The 18,945-nt window shown below is 54.3% G+C and carries 17 protein-coding genes; 8 read left to right on the forward strand and 9 right to left on the reverse strand.

The window, feature by feature from the left end:
• Window positions 1–2,948: InlB B-repeat-containing protein (locus PKO02S_RS23755; RefSeq protein WP_174819951.1), on the reverse strand; the 2,948-nt coding region annotated here is incomplete at its 3' end.
• Between the two features lie 539 nt (window positions 2,949–3,487).
• Here PKO02S_RS23755 and PKO02S_RS23760 point away from each other — a divergent pair.
• Window positions 3,488–3,628: a transposase gene (locus PKO02S_RS23760; RefSeq protein WP_373865236.1), complete on the forward strand. Its 141-nt coding sequence runs from the start codon at window positions 3,488–3,490 to the stop codon at window positions 3,626–3,628.
• A gap of 347 nt (window positions 3,629–3,975) precedes the next feature.
• Here PKO02S_RS23760 and PKO02S_RS23765 read toward each other — a convergent pair whose 3' ends face one another.
• Complete coding sequence (locus PKO02S_RS23765) at window positions 3,976–6,273, reverse strand: helix-turn-helix domain-containing protein (protein ID WP_127586853.1); 2,298 nt, start codon at window positions 6,271–6,273, stop codon at window positions 3,976–3,978.
• A 288-nt stretch (window positions 6,274–6,561) separates the two neighbouring features.
• Between PKO02S_RS23765 and PKO02S_RS23770 the strand changes: the two genes are divergently transcribed.
• The 4 genes from PKO02S_RS23770 to PKO02S_RS23785 all read left to right on the forward strand — a co-directional run bounded on the left by PKO02S_RS23770 (window position 6,562) and on the right by PKO02S_RS23785 (window position 10,753).
• A complete protein-coding gene (locus PKO02S_RS23770; protein WP_246067264.1) occupies window positions 6,562–7,458 on the forward strand; it encodes an ABC transporter permease in 897 nt (298 codons plus the stop codon).
• On the forward strand, window positions 7,458–8,339 hold the full coding sequence (locus tag PKO02S_RS23775; protein ID WP_127586855.1) for a carbohydrate ABC transporter permease: 882 nt from the start codon (window positions 7,458–7,460) through the stop codon (window positions 8,337–8,339). The genes PKO02S_RS23770 and PKO02S_RS23775 overlap by 1 nt, the downstream gene beginning before the upstream one ends.
• A gap of 69 nt (window positions 8,340–8,408) precedes the next feature.
• Window positions 8,409–9,950, forward strand: a complete 1,542-nt coding sequence (locus tag PKO02S_RS23780; protein WP_127586857.1) for an extracellular solute-binding protein — start codon at window positions 8,409–8,411, stop codon at window positions 9,948–9,950.
• 59 nt (window positions 9,951–10,009) lie between these two features.
• A complete protein-coding gene (locus PKO02S_RS23785) occupies window positions 10,010–10,753 on the forward strand; it encodes an SDR family NAD(P)-dependent oxidoreductase (protein ID WP_127586859.1) in 744 nt (247 codons plus the stop codon).
• Between the two features lie 205 nt (window positions 10,754–10,958).
• Here the strand turns inward: PKO02S_RS23785 and PKO02S_RS23790 are convergent, their stop codons facing one another.
• Both PKO02S_RS23790 and PKO02S_RS23795 read right to left on the reverse strand, forming a co-directional pair.
• Window positions 10,959–11,198, reverse strand: a complete 240-nt coding sequence (locus PKO02S_RS23790) for a hypothetical protein (protein WP_127586861.1) — start codon at window positions 11,196–11,198, stop codon at window positions 10,959–10,961.
• Window positions 11,199–11,283: 85 nt separating this feature from the next.
• Window positions 11,284–11,919, reverse strand: coding sequence for a diguanylate cyclase domain-containing protein (locus PKO02S_RS23795; protein ID WP_164821644.1), 636 nt, complete (start codon window positions 11,917–11,919; stop codon window positions 11,284–11,286).
• A 217-nt stretch (window positions 11,920–12,136) separates the two neighbouring features.
• Here PKO02S_RS23795 and PKO02S_RS23800 point away from each other — a divergent pair, with 217 nt between their 5' ends.
• Complete coding sequence (locus PKO02S_RS23800; protein ID WP_127586863.1) at window positions 12,137–12,883, forward strand: class I SAM-dependent methyltransferase; 747 nt, start codon at window positions 12,137–12,139, stop codon at window positions 12,881–12,883.
• 33 nt (window positions 12,884–12,916) lie between these two features.
• Here the strand turns inward: PKO02S_RS23800 and PKO02S_RS23805 are convergent, their stop codons facing one another.
• Together PKO02S_RS23805 and PKO02S_RS23810 are read right to left on the reverse strand one after the other, a co-directional pair.
• Window positions 12,917–14,530: a SulP family inorganic anion transporter gene (locus tag PKO02S_RS23805; protein WP_127586865.1), complete on the reverse strand. Its 1,614-nt coding sequence runs from the start codon at window positions 14,528–14,530 to the stop codon at window positions 12,917–12,919.
• A 106-nt stretch (window positions 14,531–14,636) separates the two neighbouring features.
• Window positions 14,637–14,963 (reverse strand): ArsR/SmtB family transcription factor, encoded by a 327-nt coding sequence (locus tag PKO02S_RS23810; protein ID WP_127586867.1) that lies wholly within the window; start codon window positions 14,961–14,963, stop codon window positions 14,637–14,639.
• A 148-nt stretch (window positions 14,964–15,111) separates the two neighbouring features.
• Between PKO02S_RS23810 and PKO02S_RS23815 the strand changes: the two genes are divergently transcribed.
• Window positions 15,112–15,711, forward strand: coding sequence for a hypothetical protein (locus PKO02S_RS23815; RefSeq protein WP_127586869.1), 600 nt, complete (start codon window positions 15,112–15,114; stop codon window positions 15,709–15,711).
• A 70-nt stretch (window positions 15,712–15,781) separates the two neighbouring features.
• Here PKO02S_RS23815 and PKO02S_RS23820 read toward each other — a convergent pair whose 3' ends face one another.
• The 3 genes from PKO02S_RS23820 to PKO02S_RS23830 form a co-directional block, all read right to left on the reverse strand.
• Window positions 15,782–16,429, reverse strand: coding sequence for a nitroreductase family protein (locus PKO02S_RS23820; protein ID WP_127586871.1), 648 nt, complete (start codon window positions 16,427–16,429; stop codon window positions 15,782–15,784).
• 128 nt (window positions 16,430–16,557) lie between these two features.
• Window positions 16,558–17,340: an ABC transporter permease gene (locus PKO02S_RS23825; protein WP_246067260.1), complete on the reverse strand. Its 783-nt coding sequence runs from the start codon at window positions 17,338–17,340 to the stop codon at window positions 16,558–16,560.
• Complete coding sequence (locus PKO02S_RS23830) at window positions 17,324–18,256, reverse strand: ABC transporter ATP-binding protein (RefSeq protein ID WP_127586875.1); 933 nt, start codon at window positions 18,254–18,256, stop codon at window positions 17,324–17,326. Before PKO02S_RS23830 ends, PKO02S_RS23825 begins: the two co-directional genes overlap by 17 nt.
• A gap of 207 nt (window positions 18,257–18,463) precedes the next feature.
• Between PKO02S_RS23830 and PKO02S_RS23835 the strand changes: the two genes are divergently transcribed.
• On the forward strand, window positions 18,464–18,943 hold the full coding sequence (locus tag PKO02S_RS23835) for a hypothetical protein (RefSeq protein ID WP_127586878.1): 480 nt from the start codon (window positions 18,464–18,466) through the stop codon (window positions 18,941–18,943).
• The last annotated feature ends 2 nt before the right edge of the window (window positions 18,944–18,945 follow it).

Genomic DNA, 18,945 nt, shown 5'->3' on the forward strand with positions numbered 1-18,945 from the left:
GTTCCTTGCCGGATCATGACGCCCGCCATTGCGCCGTTGTTCGTGGCGGTGAAGCTGTTTACCTTCGCGACTATCGTCGCATCGCCCGTCAAGCTGTTATTGTACACATAGCGGAAGCCGTCACTGTTGCTCCACACCTGCGCGCCGGAGCCTTGCACGGTGATGACGCCGCCGCTTTCAGACGTACTTCCTGCATTTGTCGTCGTGATGTCGACGCTCTGGTATGATGTCGGTGGTGCAGCCGTGAACGATGCCGTCACGGATTTGTTGCCGTTCATCGTAATCGTCGTCGGGTTGGTCGTTCCACTCAAATTACCGCCCCAACCGGTAAACGTATACCCGCTGTTCGGCGTTGCGGTCACGGTGACGACCGTGCCGGACGCATATGTGCCGCCGCTCGGACTCAACGTGATGCTGCCGTTTGTTGCGCTCGTGCTCAGCGTATACATGGTGGCGGGAGAGAAATTGGCCGTCACGGTTTTGTTGCCGTTCATCGTGATCGTTGCCGGATTGGCAGACCCGCTCAAATCACCGCTCCAGCCGGTGAAAGTATAGCCTGCGTTCGGCGTTGCGGTCAGCGTGACGACCGTGCCGGAGGAATACGTGCCGCCGGAAGGCGTGACGGTGCCATTGGTCGCCTGGACCGTCAAATTGTAGTTGGTCGTCGATATCGGAATCAGCGGCAGCATGGACGAGGCGTTTTTCGCCAATGTTACGATAACGTATTCGTTCGACGTATTCCAAGCGTCCGTATAGCGGTACATGACCGCGTAATTGGAGTAGTCCGGATACATTTTCGTTTTGGCCACCGTATTGTGCGCGTCGTTGTACCAATATGGGTACGCCGAGCTTTGCAGATCCGCATTCGGCAGCCCCGGAGCAAGCTCGGGCCATCCGCCGTTGCCGTTGGCGTATTGGACGTATTGATATTGACCGATTTCATTAACCATGGACCGCGGCTCCCGCTGCGGATCGCCGAGTCCGGTAATGAAGGAGCGGCTGACGGCGTTGCTGCCGAGCTCGTAGTTCCATGTTTTCTGAATGCGCTCGAGGTATCGCGCGTCCCCGGTCAGTCCGTAGCCAATGACAACGGGGAACATGGTCGCCGACGAGAAACGCCAGCCGATTGCATTCGGGAAGCCCTCGTCCTGGGCGGCTGCGCCGAATGGTGTCTGGTGGTTCATCTCGTCCTCGGCGTAGCGCACGAGTCCGTTGTACGCCCACTGCCGCAGCGTGCTCGACAAATACGGGTTGTTGTACATCGACACAAACGTGTTGACCCACGGCGAATCCGTCACCCAGGACCACTGCTTCGTCGAATTGTAATCGTTCATGTTGAGCGGTAGTTCACTATTGATCCATGGCATAAATTCGTTGACATTGCCGGTTGCCGTCAGCAGGCTGCTCGCCGCAAACAGCATCTCATCCGACCAGGTATTCGGCGTGCCAACCTTGAACGTGTCGTAAGTCGTGCTCTCGTGCAAATAATCCGGATCGTCCTTGTGCGCTTTGAAGCCGTTGTAGGCTTTCAGAGCAGCGGTCAAATATTGCTGCACCTTGGTTGGATAATACTGCTGCATGATCGGTGTGTTGTAGGCCATCGCCAATGTCCCGGCGGCAAACAATGTCTCTGCCTTATTGGGCCCTTGAGTCTTGTTGAAAAAAATGCGGCCCGTTGCCCCTTCCGGCGGCTTCCCTTGCTCGTAGCCGCCATTGGACGGACGCAGGAAATTCGCCAGAGTGCCGTCTCTCGACGTGTTCATGACTGCCTTGTACAACCAATCCAGTTCGTACACCAACTCGTCGAGGAAGTCGGGTTTGCCGTTCCCGGACTCGGGAAGATCGAGCGACTCGCCGAGAGCGAGGATCTGGTTGGGGAAATATGTCGCCGCCGACAGCATAACCGCTCCGGTCCAGGCGGAGTTGTACGGGTATTTGCCGCGGTCGCCGGCATCCATATGCCCGCCGGTCAGATCTACGCGGGCAGCGCTGGCATTGCCGCCATTGGCCGCATACAACGCTTCGTCGATCGCGTCGTCCAGATGCGCCGGCGGACGCGTCCAATGCGTAACGTTCGGATTGTCCAAACCGTGATTGCCGTCCCGCTGCATCGTCATGCCGCGAATGACCGTATAGCCGATTTCGTCCTTGTAAAGATTGCTGCTGATTTTGAACGAATACGACCGCCCGACATTCGGAATGTAAATATGGTAATTACCCGGCGTCTGGAACGATGTGAAGTCGAACGAGTAGATGTCGCTTTTGCTCCACCTGTCGTTGGCGAGCGACAGCGCGATATTGCCCGTGTACACACTGTTGCCGCTGCTTTCATTGATGATTTGGAATGTATTCGATCCGCTGAAATTAACCGTGCCTTGCCCGGTCCAAAGCGATAGATAAGCGACTTTCGACCCGTTCGTCAAGTAGCCGACCTGGTTCGAATGGATGACCAGGTTCGGTTTGGCCAGATCGAATGCAAACGTGAAGGGCCCGGCTGTGACAACAGCCGTATTGATCGTGACGGTGTATGTTTTGCCTTCCTGAAAGGTCTTGCCGGACGGCAGCTTGAGGAAGATGTCATACGAATCGACGATCCTGCCGGCGTTGCCGGTCAAAGTCGGGTAATAAGGCGCCTGTTCGGGAAAATAGCGATAATTCACCAGCGTCGGCTTCACTCCGCCCGAAAATGCCGCATCGTTGCTGCTGGTGATCGTGTAATACTGCGTATTCGTCACGTTGGCGTTATTGTACGGGGTTTCGTACAGCTTGATCTGCATCCAGTCGGAGTTGACGATAGCCGCGTACGATACGTTCGGAAGGGCAGCGATCGGTGCGCGTTCCTTCAAAGCAAAAGCTTGCGTCCCCATAAGGAGCAGGAGAAGCGACATGAACAGTATCGTGATACCGGATTTGGTCACAAAACGTTTTCCCTTGAACAGCTTGGTCATTAATTATACCTCCCATATGTTCGGTTGGAATCAGGCATCTATCGTCCGACCACTTCCATTATGGATATCGAATCGGATGGAACATCCAAGGTCACCTCCTCCGCAGGAGCAACGCATCCTGCACCCTTTTGTTTGGAGCTATACCAATCCTCCTTTGATTTGATCTGCCAGCAATGCATCGAAACAATCATCAATCTGATGATTGGCTTCCTAAAATCAGGAATATCTTTCATAATAAGACCACATTTGATTGATATCAAGCATTTTATTGGAATTTTTTTGATTGAGTTAGATCAACTTTGTTGATATGACCGAAGATATCAATTTTTCCAAGTAATTAATGCTGGATATGTTGTTTTATTATTAATCATATTAATCATAAATTTAATAATATGATCGAAAACAATCATAACGTGCTTGATTTAACTTCCAAAATCGAGGTGTAACTCAGATACTGAAGGGGCAGTTGGTTGGCGATACGGACAAGGGAGTTGATCCGATAAAATGCGAGGCGAGAAGGATAGGGATTCTACAGAGGAGTGAGGAAAGGGCGTTCCTCCCAATTGCTGCAAGATGAATTTCCAGAGCTAAAAAAGCGATACCGGGGTCAGCTTTTGTGGGCGAGGGGTTATTTTTGTGCGACAGGGGGAAATGTGACAGAAGAAGTGATTCGACATTAATTTGCCAATCCATTTAGCGAAGAAAAAAGCGAGATTTGCAAATTGAGGACGAGTTTTAGTCAGTTGAAGTGCGCTTGAGCGTTCGGGCGTACACTGCGCGAGTTCAAGACTGGTGTGCAGGAGCTGATTGAGGACAAGCAGGCTTCGGAGAGCGTGCCGTCCGAACCGCGCCAGCCATGAACTCGCCGACGATGCGTGCGGCGGGCCAGCTTGCCGAGCTGCGGCGAAGAATACTGGCCGTTGCGTTCACCTTCATCGCGGTCTCCGTCACTTTGCCGGTAGCGGTTTATCTGGCCTAGAAATGACCGGCCGTCGGCCGGTATTCCACCGAAGACACCCGTTGTTGTTTACGGTTTGATGTTCAGCACATGCTCGCGATACTGACCCGGGGTGATGCCCTCGTATTTCTTGAAGACGCGGTTCAAGTACGAGGGCTGGTACCCGACGCTGTCGGCGATATCGTTGATCTTCAGGCTCGGATCGCGCAACAGCTCCTTTGACTTGGCCAGACGCAGCCGCGTCACATAATCGATGAAAGTATACCCGGTCTGCTGTTTGAACGCCCTGCTCAGCTGCTTGTAATCGAGCGCAACTGCATCGGCGCACCATTCCATGGAGAGGTCCTTCGTCAAATTGAACTGGATGAGAGCGATCACCTCGTCAACCTTGCGCCGGACATAGTCCTCCTTATCGGTGCGCATTGCTGCGGCAATCGGCGCAATCACACCGTCACGAAGCCAGTCTTTGATGTCCGATGTGTCTCGGATGGATGACAAATGGGCATACAAATCTTTGTTCTCGAACAAAGGGTACGGGTTGTGCCCAGCCTCAATAAACATTTGCAGGATGCAAGCCAAAAGTTGGTACGCGCCTTGGCGGTAAGAAAATTCGTCTACGGACTTGACTTTCAACTCATCGAAGAAGGCGTCCAAATAGCCGATCGATTGCTCCCCATCCCCCAGACGGATGTTACCAAGCAGCTCTTTCTCGAGGAAAGCAGGGTATATGAACGGCCGCTTGTTTGCCGACGGCGCGTCCTCGACGAAGAAAATCTGATTGCCTGTTCGCAAATCACGGCTATGCATCACGTTGCGCGCTTCCTCAAAGGCGAAGGGAACGGCGCTGATCCGCTCGATCGGTCGGCTGATGCCAATTACCGCATGATAGCCGGTAATAGAGTACAGCGTTTCCGTAATTTCTCCGGCAATTACAGACAATTCTGCCCTCTGGGCTCCCTCTGACTTTTGTTCGACGATCTGCAGCAGCACAGCGGCGCTCTCGTCCTGGAAGTTTACGACAGACGCGTAGGCGGCATGACGCTGCACGATTTCCTCCGCCACATTGGCAGCGACGAAACTGACGAGCGAGCGATCGCTGGCGGCAAATTTGCGGCTGCGTAGTGCGGGCGCGTAGAGCCGGACGATCATGACCGCGAAAATTTCGGACGGCTCCATCCGCTGGCCGATACTCAGCCGCTCTCGCAACTCCTCCTCCCGCATCGGCGGCAGGAATCCGAGCAGCATTTGCAGCAGCAGTCCGCTTCGCAGAAACGGCTGCTGTTGCCTCAATTGCGCCTGTACGGCGTCCTTCTCGCTCAGCAGCCCCCGCCACTCATTTTCGATATAAGCGAGCTCGTTAACTCCGTCAAGCCGGATGTTATCAACGCGGAACAGCCGCACGAGCTGGCGCATCGGGCGGTACAGGCGGTGAGAGCCGAGCCACGACAGCACAATGGCGGCGGCCAGGCTGACCAGGCTAAGCGCGATGAGACTGCGCGACCAGACGGCGATTGGTTGAGTGATGCTCGACATCGACGTCGCCGACACATACCTCCAGCTGCTGTTCAACCGTTGAAAGCTGCCAATCGTCACGGCGTACGTTTTCCCCGACCATGGCCATGTATACGAACCGAGTGATTGTGCTGCGGCGAAAGCGGACAGGCGGTCGGCTAGACCTTCGTCTGCCACGCCTGACGATCCGGCGATCCGGCTTCCATCCCCCTGCAAGAGCAGGCTGACCGATTGCTGCTGCACGGCCAATTGGTTCATCAGCCCGGGGAATGCGTCGTGCCGGAATTGCACGATCAGCCCGCCGTACGGGGCAGTGGACAATGCCGGCAAGCGGACGACCAATGCAGGCGCCTGTTCCGGCGAGCCTGGCAAGGACGGCGATGTCTTCCAGGCAATCGCCTGGTTCATCGTCATATACGCTCGGTAACGGTCCGCTTCCCCCACTCCCGGCTCCAGTCTGCGGACGCCTAGCTCAGTGATAACCGCATTCTGCCTGGTCAAGTAAAAAGAAGCGTTCTGGATCATCGGATCGAGATTTTTGATGAGCAGAAGTGTCTTGATGACGTCGTTGACTTCCTGAAAGTTGTCACTGACCAAGGCCATGCCGCTCCACTTTTCGTTAAAGACCGGGTTAAATGCCCAGTGCGAAAGCGACATCTCCAGGCTGACGAATTGCGCGTTCAAACGCTGCGCGACTTTCTCGACCTGGTCTTGGTGGGATGCCGTAAATTCGTCCGCAATTTTTATTTGCAGCCAATAAATCACAATCCCGATTAGAATCGCCGGAATGCCCGCAGCAAACAAAATCATCGCCACGTTTCGACGGTAGAAGTTTCCCGACCCGGTTCTCTTCATGCCAATCCTTCTTCCATTGTCATGCGATATTTTCGCACGCGATTCGATAATAGCAATCTTATTATAGCCGACTCCCTATCGCTTCTCTACGCTTGATTTTGAAAACTTGCCGTCTATCGGGCCATCTGCGAAAAAGTGCAAGCCGCGGAAATCGCGGCCGCGTGCCTTTGTCCCGCACGCGGAAAATGTCCGATTGCCGGAAACCGCCCCGGGACTTACGATGAATCGCGAACGGAGAAACTACCGTTTCATGGCGAAGAACGAAGGGGGAGAAGCGTGTTTGGCGACATGGGTAGGAAGCTAGTGCGTTACCGATTGATTTATGCAATGATTGCGCCTGGTTTGCTGTATTTTTTGTTCTTTAAGTATCTTCCGATGTGGGGCTTGCTGATCGCCTTCCAGGATTATCAGCCGTTTCTCGGATTCTGGCACAGCCCGTGGGTCGGATGGAAGCATTTCGAGCGTTTCTTTTCCGATCCGATCTTCTGGCGGCTGTTCCGCAACACTTTCGTGTTGGCCGTCTACAACATCCTGTTTTTTTTCCCGCTGCCGATCGTGTTATCGTTGCTGCTTAATGAGGTGCGCAAGAAGCTATTCAAACAGACGCTCCAGACGCTGCTGTACATCCCCCATTTCGTGTCATGGGTCGTCGTGGTCGGAATCGTCTACATTCTTTTCACCCCGGACGGAGGGCTGATCTACGAATGGGTCGAGTCTGTGGGAGGCGGGAAAATCGATCTGCTGCTCAGCAACGAATGGTTCCGGACGGCGATTACGGTGGAAGTGATCTGGAAGGAAACCGGGTGGGGCACGATCATTTTCCTCGCAGCACTGGCCGGCGTCGACCCGACGCTGTACGAAGCGGCGCGTATTGACGGCGCAAACCGCTGGCGCCAGACGCTGCATGTGACGCTGCCGGCTATTCGCAGCACAATCGTTATTTTGCTCATTTTGCGTCTCGGTTCGTTTCTCGACAGCGGCTTCGAGCAAATATTCCTGATGCTTAATCCGCTCAACCGCGACGTTGGTGAAGTGTTCGATACGTATGTGTACGCCCGCGGCATTCAGCAAGGCATGTTCAGCTATTCGACCGCGGTCGGCTTGTTTAAATCGGTGGTTAGCCTGCTCTTGGTCGTAGCTGCGAACTCGCTTGCCAAGCGGGCGGGAGAGGAGGGAGTATACTGATGGTGAATCGTCCGACATGGGCGGGCCGCGCATTCGATATCGCCAACTATGCGTTTCTGACGCTGTTTGCAGTATGCGTGATCATTCCGTTCCTGTACATCATCGCCGGTTCGTTCGCGGCCCCGGAGGAATTCGCGCGCAAGACGTTCGTGCTGTTCCCGACGAATTGGTCGCTGGCCGGCTATCGGTATATCTTCTCCACAGATACGATCCGCACGAGCCTACTCGTCACCGTCGGCGTTACTGTCGTCGGCACGATCGTCAACCTGTTCCTGACGGCGCTGATGGGCTACGGATTGTCCCGCCAGGGCGTACCGGGCCGCGGCGCCATCCTATTCCTGGTGTTGTTCTCGATGCTGTTCAGCGGCGGCATCATCCCGACGTTTCTCGTGGTGAAGCTGGCAGGGCTGCTGAACAGCGTCTGGGCCCTGATCGTGCCGGGCGCAATCAGTGCGTTTAACCTGATTATTCTGAAGAACTTTTTCCAGCAGTTGCCGGAAGGTTTGGAGGAAGCGGCCAAAATGGATGGGTGCAACGATTTCGGCATCTTGTTCCGCATCGTACTGCCTCTATCCGCGCCGGCGATAGCGACATTTGCGCTGTTTTACGCGGTCGGACACTGGAATTCGTTTTTTACCGCCATTCTGTATATCAACGATGCGAAGTGGTGGCCCATTCAAGTCTGGCTTCGGCAAATCGTCATCCTCTCTCAGGGAGGAATCGGCGACTCGTCGCAGGGCAACGGTCTGTACACCGCCCCGCCCGGCGAAATCATCAAGATGGCGGTCATCGTCGTATCGACGGTTCCTATGCTGCTCGTCTACCCGTTTCTGCAGCGGCATTTTACCAAAGGAATACTGCTCGGTTCGGTAAAGGGCTAACGATCGCCGGGGTCGACGACGCGCGGCCGCGGCGGATGGTACAATACATCGTATAGGAGGTTAATATTCATGAAACAAAGGGCCGGACATTTTAAATTGGCAGGTAGTCTTGCATTGGCGGTAGTCATCGCCATCACAGCGGGCTGCAGTAAGGGTGGCGGCGACGCGGCGCAACAACCATCGACAAGCGCATCGGCTAAGCCGAGCGTGGCGCCCACGCAACAGCAGCCGGTCAAAATTTCGATTATGAACACGTTCTACAACGCAGAAACGCCGGATAAAGACAGCTTAGAGTACAAAGCGGTGATCGAAGCCTACACGAATACGAAGCTGGAATTCACCTGGGTTCCTTCGGCCAGCTACAATGAGAAGCTCAACGTCACGCTCGCTTCGGGGCAGATGCCGCAAGTCATCATGGTCAGCAATTTGAAAAACCCGAACATCGTATCGACGGTCCGCTCCGGCGGCTTCTGGGAGGTAGGGCCGTACCTGAAGGACTACCCTAATTTAAAAAATCTGAATCCAAAGCTGCTGGACAATATGGCGATCGACGGCAAAGTGTACGGCGTGTACCGCTCAATCGCGCTTGTCCGCAACGGCATGATCTTCCGCAAGGACTGGCTCGACAATTTGGGGCTGAAGGTACCGACGACGATCGACGAGCTGTACAACGTCATCAAGGCGTTTGCGTTAAACGATCCGGACCGCAACGGGTTGAACGATACTTACGGGATTCAGATCGTCAAGGACCTCGGGGATTTCAAAGCAATGGGCGCTATATTCGGCGTGCCTAACAAGTGGGAGGTTCAGAACGGCGCGTTCACGCCCGCATTCATGAGCAAGGAGTATGTAGAGCAGTTGAAGTTTTTCAAGCGGCTCTACGACGAGAAGCTGATGAATCAGGATTTCGCGCTTATCACCGTGCCTCAGCGGGACGAAGCCTTCTACAAAGGAAAATTCGGCATGTTCTATTCGGCAACCGAACGGGTCAGCGTGCGCGAAGGGCTGCTCAAACAAAACGTGCCAACCGGTTCACTCGATTTGTTCAGCCGCGTCAAGGGGCCGAAGGGCGAACAAAACTACGCAGGGTCGGGTTTTGTCGGCGCATTCATGTTCCCGAAGAGCGCGGTGAAAACGGAACAGGAGCTTCGCCAAATTCTTGCCTTCCTCGACAAGCTGTTCGACAAGCCTATGCAAAATTTGTTCCAATACGGCATCGAAGGCAAAGATTATAAGATGGAAAACGGCAAAGCCAACGCCAAAGACCCTGGCGCGTTCCATACAGAGCTGCTGACGTCGATGCGCCTCGATCCCGGCGACAAAGCCGACCCGCCGTTGACGTTCCCTGCGGCTGAGACCAAGTCTAAGGAGATGAACAAGAAAGACGAGGAAATCGCTGTATTCGATCCCTCCTTCCCGTTCATCTCGGCCACGTTCACGGAGAAAGGCAACGAGCTTGACCAGCTCATTAACGACGCGTCGGTGAAGTATATTATCGGCAAGCTGGACGATGCCGGCTGGCAAGCGACGCTGGAGCAATGGAAAGCAAGCGGCGGTACGAAGGTTGCAGAGGAGTTCGCTCAGGCGTACGCGAAGCTGCAGAAAAAATAATCCGTTGAATCCAAAAAGACCCGGCGACATCAAGTATCGAATGAAACGGAGGAGCAGAGATGGAGCTTCGTGGAAAAACGGCGATTGTGACCGGGGGCGGCAGCGGCATCGGCCGGGCCACGGCGCTGCGGCTCGCCGCGCAAGGGTGCCAAGTCGTCATTGCCTCGCTAGATGAAGAAGAGTTGACCGCAACCGCTCAGGCGATTCGCGATCAGACTGGCGGCGAGGCGATAGCCTTCTGCGCCGATCTCTGCCGCGAGGAGCAGATTGACGGCCTGATTGCCCTCACAGTGGAAGCGTTTGGCACAATCGACATCGTCGTCAACGCGGCCGGCGTCATCGTGGAAAAACCCTATATGGAACACACGATGGACGACTGGGATCGTACATTCGCGATCAACGTGCGAGCTCCGTTCGCACTTTGTCGGCAAGCGATGGGTGTCATGAGGCAACAGCACGGCCGGCAGGGATGGGAAGGCGGATACATCGTCAACATCTGCTCGACGGCGATCAACAACGTCCACGAACGATTCGTCGCTTACGGAGCCTCCAAACACGCGTTGTACGGGCTGACCCAGGCATGCAGAAGTTACGGCGAACCGTTTGGCATCAGAGCCAGCACCATATCGCCGGATGTGACGGATACCGCGATGGCGCGTGGCATTCGTGTCGGTGGTACGCCGGACCAATGGATGCGGCCAGACGACATCGCCCGCATGGTCACGTTTCTGCTGGAAACGGATGCGCGAATGAGTATCGACAATATAATGACGCGCAACAATTGGCGTGCGACGGTAAATTGAAGAAAGCGCGCGCCGAGCCGCAAGACGGCGACACACTGTGATCATGCGGTGCAGTTCTGCTGAAAGCGAGGCTGGCGCAAGGAAGTGTTACTCGAACCGGACTATTTCTGCTGAGTGGTGCCATCAACCAACACAAAAGGCCAAGGAACCGAACGGTTTCCCTGGCCTTCCCTATGCTCCATGGCTTTCCACATGCAAGAACCCCTTACACCTCGCGAAAAGCGGCCAAGATGCGCAGGCGCTCTTCCTCGTCGCCATCGAACTTCTCGGCGCTGAATCGATGCTCCGCCCAGTGCATCAAAGCCGGCCGGCTCAGAAACTCGTGATTGTCCTCGCCCCATTGGTCGGAAATTTCCCGCACAATCAGCCGCGTCCCGTGCACCTCCACGTTCACCATGTTCCACTTGTCGCGTTTGTAGACTTGTACCTTTTTGATTGAGGCCATTCGGTTCCGCTCCATTCGTAGTCATCTTGTTGCATCATATCCTATCCGGGCCTACAAATGCAACGCTTCGTCCGGCATCCCGCCGCTATTTCGCCGCCGCCCGGTCGTACTTGCGCAGCAAATCCTCCAACGCTTCCCGCAGTAAGGCCGACTCTTTCTTCTTCAACTGCTCCGCCAGCGCCTTGAGCTTCCGAGTCATCGTCGACGGATAGTAGCAGGATTTCATGATCATTTCCTCGTTCGGAGGAAGGGACACTTGGTTGCGGCCGATCTCCTTCGCCGACATAAGCGCCGCGCTGGCAGCCTGGTTCAAGGCTTCGACCTTCTTCGCATCCCTCGGATATTGCGCCACTCCGATCGTGATGGTCACGCCTTGGCCTTCGGGCAGGCCGAATTGCTCCGTCGCGCCTTCTACTCTGGCCCGAAGCTTCTCCATCTGCAGGAAAGCATGCTCCAGGCTCGAATCCGACAGAGCGACGGCAAACTCATCCCCCGAGACGCGAAACACGTGGAACGAAGCATCGGCTTGCATCAGCCCGGCCAGCACCTGCAGCACCTTATCGCCAACCTCGTTGCCATGCTGGACGTTGATTTCCATGAAATGATCCACATCCAGCAACGCGAGCGAAACCGGCTCCTCCCGTTCGACCCGCTCCGTCAAAAACAGCTCCAGCGCCTTGCGGTTTTGCAATCCCGTCATTACATCGACATGTTTACTCAATTGCATTACCTCCTTATAATCATTAATAACTATATATAATAATATATATACAATAACGCATTGTAAATCCCTTTGTAGAAAAACATTGAACTATTTGCCGAGTCGCATTATAATCATCCTAACTTGCCGAGTGTTAAGGTATAGATGCCTAACACGGCAAGCCGATCAGAGCTGAGAAAGAGTAGAGTTGAGATGAGAAAAGGAGAGCTGAGCCGAGATGAGTTCACAAGAAGAAGAGTTGAAGCCCTATGAGCAAGTAGGGGTGGCGATGACATGCCGAACGTTTGACGAGTATGAGCGGATGTTCGATTTGACGCCGAGCCTGCTGACGAGCGGACCGATCCTGGATGTTGCCGGAGGCGCATCTTCGTTCGTAGCGGATGCGGAGGCGAAGGGGATCGACATTACAGCGGCAGACCCGATGTACGCTATGTCCCCGGAGGACATTCATGCCAAAGGCGCGTTCGAATTAAACGACGCCTATCAAAAGCTGGTCAAGCTGCAGCATCAGTATGACTGGAGCTATTACGGCGGTTTGGCTCCTTACCGAACGGCACGCGAGCAATCGCTTGTCAAGTTCGCCGCCCATTTCGCCAAAGACCGCGAGCTATCAAAGGGAAGCCGGATCCCGTCCCAACGATATGTGCCCGCTCAGCTGCCCCAGCTGCCTTTTCCCGATCATCAATTTTCACTAGTGCTGTGCAGTCATTTTTTGTTTCTCTACGGGGAGCAGTTCGATGAAGCTTTTCACGAAGCGGCCTTAGCGGAGCTGGTGCGCGTATGTAAATCCGATGGAGAAGCGAGAGTGTATCCCTTGCTGACACTTCGCTGGGAGCGCTACCCCCAGTTGGATGCCATCATGCATCGTCTGCGGGACAACTACGGCATTGAATGCCGGCTCGAGACTTCCCGGTTGCCGTTTATTCCCGGCTCTACACAATTTCTATCCATGAAGCGACAATAAAGTTGCCCCTCAAAAAAAGAGCTCCCCGGTACACTAAGTACCGGAAGGGAGCTCTTTCTCTTCAAAGCTATCTAGAGTCGCTGCTCGTAAGGCATCCTCGAAATGATCGTAAATGTTACCTTCTCCAATCAGGCGATCCAATGCCGTTAGCCGGATATACTCCGAGGGCTGTCGCTGCAAGCCGCTCATCATCACGTTTCCTCCGGCTAACAGTACCGTTCTAGTCAAACTTGCGAGCATATGCTCTCCTGAAGCATCGATGAAGGGTACGTGTTCCATCCGGACCAGCACTTTATTCGGCTTCATGCGCAGCGTATCCGAGATCGTCCTCTCCAAATGCTGAGCAGTGGCGAAAAACAAGGGACCCTCAATCGTGAAAATATGGACGGAGGAAGCGGTGGCTGCCTGAATTTTCGTACCGGTCTTCAACTGCCGCACGAGGAACAGAAGCGACAGGACCAATCCGGTTAGCACCGCTGTCGTCAAGCTGACGAGCACGGTTAGTGCGAAGGTTGCGAGCAGGACGATCGAGTCGCTGGTGCGGGCTTTTAGCAAATGCAGGAAGTGTTTCCGTTCGCTCATGTTCCAAGCGACTACCATCAGGATAGGAGCCATGCCGGCCAGCGGGATTTCGGAAGCGAACGGCGCGAATATGAGCAAGACCAGCAGCACGACGATGCCGTGAACGATACCGGACAATGGGGTGGCGGCCCCGCTCTTGATATTGGTGGCGGTGCGCGCGATCGCGCCGGTAGCCGGGATGCCGCCGAACAACGGCGTCACGATGTTGGCGATGCCTTGCCCGACAAGCTCTCGATTGCTGTTATGGCGGGTACTGGTCATTCCGTCCGCTACTACGGCGGACAGCAGCGATTCGATGCCGCCCAGCATGGCGATGACGAGGGCAGCTGGGAGCAGCTGCATAATAAGCTCAGGCGTTATGGTCGGCAAGGCGATAGTTGGCAGCATATTAGGAATTTCGCCGTAAGAAGAACCGATAGTTGGCGTCTTCCCTCGGAAGAAGAGTGCAGCGGCAGCAGTTGACACAACCAGTCCGACCAGAGAGGCGGGAATGGCAGGAAGCAGCTTGGGCAAGCCGATGAGCACAGCTAGACAGAGCAAGGCTGTGATCAAGCTGTACCCGTTCCAGGTGGTAAGATGAACGACAATCTCCCGCATATTCGCGAGGAAGCTCGCATGGCTGCTCACCTCGCGCAATCCGAGGAAGCCTGCGAGTTGTCCGCTGAAGATCAGAACGGCGATGCCGGCGGTGAAGCCGATTGTCACGGGCCTCGGAATAAATTGAATGAGAGAGCCCAGCTTGAGCAGACCCATCAATACGAGAAGGATCCCCGCAAGCATGCCGGCGAGGAGCAATTTCTCATAGCCGTATTGAAGAACGACACCCAGCAGGATAGGGACGAATGCACCGGTCGGTCCCCCGATTTGGAATCGAGATCCTCCCAGGAGCGCAATCAGAATCCCGGCCACAATCGTAGTATAGATGCCGAATTGCGGCTTGACCCCGGAAGCGATGGCAAAAGACATGGCAAGCGGAATGGCTACAATACCGACGATCAAACCCGCAACTAGATCTCGACGCAACAATTGGACGTTATAGCCCGTGAATCTTCCCCAGCTCCGCATCCATATTACCTTCTTCATATATTTGATTATTTGAATATATGAGGAATATACACCCGCCGCCCGCCACTGTCAATAAGGCATTACGGGTAGAAGCCGTGGGAGCTATCTATTCGTTGCGAATGTTTTCCAATAGGGAGATGGCGTCTACGAGATGATTATCGAATATATGTTTGGCTACGGCCAGCAAATCCTTGATCAGCGGATCCCGCAGCGAGTAGATGACGGAAGTGCCGTCACGCGTCGTCTGAACGACATTTTTGCCGCGAAGCACGGCGAGCTGCTGCGATACGGCCGATCCCTCGCTGCCCAGAATAGCCTGCAGTTCGTTGACATTCTTGTCCCCTTCAGACAGCACCTCGAGAATTCGAATGCGCATAGGATGAGCCAGAGCTTTGAAAAAATCCGCTTTGAACTGTTGAATATTGCGATTCATCTATTTCTTCCCCTTAGAAAAACGAAGTTTCATCATATGTTCTAGATTATCAATAAAGCGGTTGTAAAACAAACATGAAGTAGTGTAACATCATACATATTCAAATAATTATATATATAAATATTTAGAATGGAGCAGCAATAAGAAAATGCCTCAGGGAAAATACGGGGAAAATCGGTTTACTACGAAACAGGAAGTCATCCAGGCGGGGATGGACTATCTTCTTCAGATGGGTGCCGACCGCATTTGTCAAGTGTGCATTCCTAACGGCGGTTCCTGCTGTCTGGGCTGTCGCCATCTGAAGAACGGAGTCGGCTGTCAGCTGCGCAATACGAGCTGTACGGCATGGCTTTGCGGGTTCCAGAAGCTCATTTTTTACGAAGCCGGTCTAATCCGGGAATGGGAATCGTTCTGGGATCAAGTGCCGGGGCAGGACTTTCGCGGGGATTTTACTCCACCATATTTCACCGTACATCGCTGGCTGGAGTCGCCCGACATTCGTTTTCTGTCCGAAGCGTTCGCTGAAGATCTGAACGAGCTTATACCACAGCACTACTCTCTATGGATTATCGAGCTCAAGGACATGCTCGATCGGTATGTGAACAAACTATTGGACTACTCCGATCCCGAAATAACCCGTAAAATCGAGAAGGAAATGAAATATGCCTTGAAGAGCTTCCAGCGTTTTCAAGAAGCCAAGAGCAAGCTGGCCGCCAGCAGGCGGATCAGACCGGAAAACCTCGGGTAACTGAACCAGGTCGTAACGTCATCAAGCAGGACAGGCGCACGGAATCCCGTACGCCTGTCCTGCTTGATGTTTATTCCACAATTTTCATAATCTCGTCCAAGCTCTTGCGCGCGATCGCCTTCGGCATTTCCGCCGGATGGCCGAGCGCAACCACCATGTTGATCTGCTGCGAAGCTTCGATCTGCAAGTATTCCCGGATCTGATCCTGCGCCAGCAGCACCGGTCCGGTCATCGGGCAGCTTGCCAGACCGCGGGCATGGGCGGCGAGCATCAAGTTTTGCGTCGCGAGACAGCTGCTCTTGATGCCTTCTTCGTCCCAGACGTGGTCGTCGACCAAGCCGATCGGATCGAAGATGCGCTCGCGGAACTTCGACTCGTACGGCGTCGCGAGGCAGAGGATCAGCACCGGCGCATCGGAGAACGCGGTAGCGTAAGGGCCGAACGACTTGGTCAGCAGCTTCGCTTCGCGCGCCAGTCCACGCTCCTCCGCCTCGCGAGCCTTGGCATGCAGCGCATCCCAGGTCATCGCCTCGATTTTCCGGATATGCTCGCGATTCTTAACGATCAGGAAAAACCAAGTTTGCGAATTCGTATCGGATGGCGCATAACGGGCGCAGTCGATAATTTCATGGAGATCCTCGTTGGACACCGGCTGATCGGTAAACTTGCGCACGCTGCGGCGGCTCAAGATCGCTTCTTTTACAACTTCATAAGACATGCTTGCTGTACCTTCTTTCATCATTGGCAAAATGGGAGACCGACTTGTTGCTCCTGCTGCTGATCGGTTCGTGTTGGGACCTGGTCCTAAAAACTACTTTCCCATTATAGCGAAACCGCCGAAGGTTGTCACCCCGCTACATCGCGCTTCTTGAAGAGGGTCCAGGCCAGTCCGACGAACACGATGTAGTAAATAAGAAGCATTGTGAGGGAGAACCCAAGCGTCATCCCTTCCATGAACGGTTCCCGGCCCTTGGTGTACAGGCTTAAATCGGTATTGGCGAAAAGGATGTACTTGGCCCACTTATAGCCGAACGCCTTGAGCACTTGCATGATCGTACCGGAGAAGAACATCAGGATGAAGGACAGCGCAATCGCCAGCACGCTGCTGCGGAAAATGCTCGAGATCATGAAGGCGAACGTGAGGCTCATAAACAGGTCGATCGTCGCGAACCCATATTTCTCCAAAATGCTCAGCAGGCTAAGGTCGTTCGCATCGCCGGAATTCCCGAAGAAAAGAAGGCCGATCAACGCGCTGAAGATGTAGAGAATCGCCAGCATGAGCAGCATGAACAAAATCGAGGCGAAATACTTGGAAAGCAATATTTTCGATCGGGTCGCAGGGCGAATAAGCAGCAGCTTGATGGTACCCCAAGTAAACTCGCCTGCTACGATCTCGGCCGCAATGACGATACTGAAAACAAATACGACGACGGTAAGATTGCTAGCCATATTCATAAACGAAAGCATATTGGAGACGATTGGCTCGTCGCTGTTGACGGACTTCAATATGATCGCGATAACGAGCGGAATGAGCACCACAAGCCCCATCATCACCCAAGTCCGCGGACGGCGGTAAATCTTCATATTCTCATTCTGAATGAGGTTCAGCAGATTAGACAATTTGACCACCTCTCGTCAGTTCCAGGAATTTGTCTTCCAAAGTCATCGACGCCGGCTTCACGGAATAAATCCGCACATTGCCGCCGACCAGACGGCTGATCGCATCCGGCACTTGATCGCGCTGGAGATAGAGCGTGACGCCTTCCGGGGTTACGGCCGCTTCCGTCACGCTGACCGACTCCGACAACAGGCGAATCGCTTGCTGCGGATCATCGACCTCGAATACGACGAGGCTCGCTTCGTCGGTCTGCTGCTGCACCATCTCGCGCATATGCTGTACGTTGACGAGCTTGCCGTTCTGGATAATGGCAACGCGGTCGCACATCAGCTCCATCTCCGACAGCAAATGGCTCGAGACGATAATGGCGGTGCCTTCGCTCTTGGCCAACTGACGCAAGTAGTCGCGCAGCTCGCGGATGCCTTCCGGATCGAGACCGTTCGTAGGCTCGTCCAGGATCAACACATCGGGCCGGTGCAGAATCGCTTGCGCCACACCCAGTCGCTGACGCATCCCGAGCGAATACGTCTTCACTTTATCGTGGATGCGGTTCTCCAGCTTCACGAGCTTGATGACCTCGTCGATCCGTTCTTTCGGAATGCCGGGAATCATCCGGGCGAAATGGATCAAGTTCTGATAGCCGGTCAAAAATTTGTACAGCTCCGGGTTCTCGACGATCGCGCCAATGTGCATCATCGCCTTCTCGAAGTGTTGCGAGACGTTGATGCCGTTCACCAGCACTTCGCCTTCGGACATCGAGATGAGGCCGACGATCATCCGGATCGTCGTCGTTTTGCCGGCCCCGTTGGGTCCGAGAAAACCGAATACTTCTCCGCGCGGCACGTCGAACGTCAGTTTGTCGACGATCGTCTTAGAGCCGATGCGTTTCGTCACGTTTCTTAGTTGCACCACTACATCTTGCGACATTTTCCCTTACCTCCTCAAGCTTTTGTGAAGCCACTACATTATTCTAGGTGGAGTCAGAAGCGATCGCACCCGCCTTAAGTCTAGTAATTCCATCCTTCGGCAATGATTTCCTGCCGATGCGCGGTTTTCTGTGAAGTTCCCACTCCCCGCCGGTCCAATAATGTGATATTGTAAGGGTATTCATAGTGCAGAGTGAGGTCGTGAAGCATGCCGGTCGCCGAGAAAGCCACCCGTAGAGAAACGTTGCAGTCGTTAGGCATCATTGCGGTATTTATCGTCATTTTGTCCATTTATCTGCAAACTAATAAGCCCGACATTTGGCGAGTTGCTCCGACGTTCGACGCCGGCAAAATTACGCTGCACGGACACGAAGGCCGATTCGGCCTCATCAAGATGAACAACCCGGGCGACGATTTGTTCCGGGCGGGACGCGGCGGCCTGTATTATTTGTACTTCTGGGGCGATCCGGAGGAAATAACCGGCAAGTACAAGCTGTCTGCGACGCATCGGGATAGCGGGCAGACGGTGCAGCTGTACGAGTGGCCGATCGTGAAAGGACCGAACGATGCAGGCGCAACCGGGCAGAGCGGGGGGCGGTTCGGGCTGGCGTTGTCCGGAATGTGGAAGCTCGAGATCAGCGTGAACGGAAAAGTATTCGATAAGATGATTGTCGATGTAGTGCCCTAAGG

The sequence above is a fragment of the Paenibacillus koleovorans NBRC 103111 genome, from assembly GCF_004000845.1.
GTDB classification, from domain to species: domain Bacteria; phylum Bacillota; class Bacilli; order Paenibacillales; family NBRC-103111; genus Paenibacillus_AA; species Paenibacillus_AA koleovorans.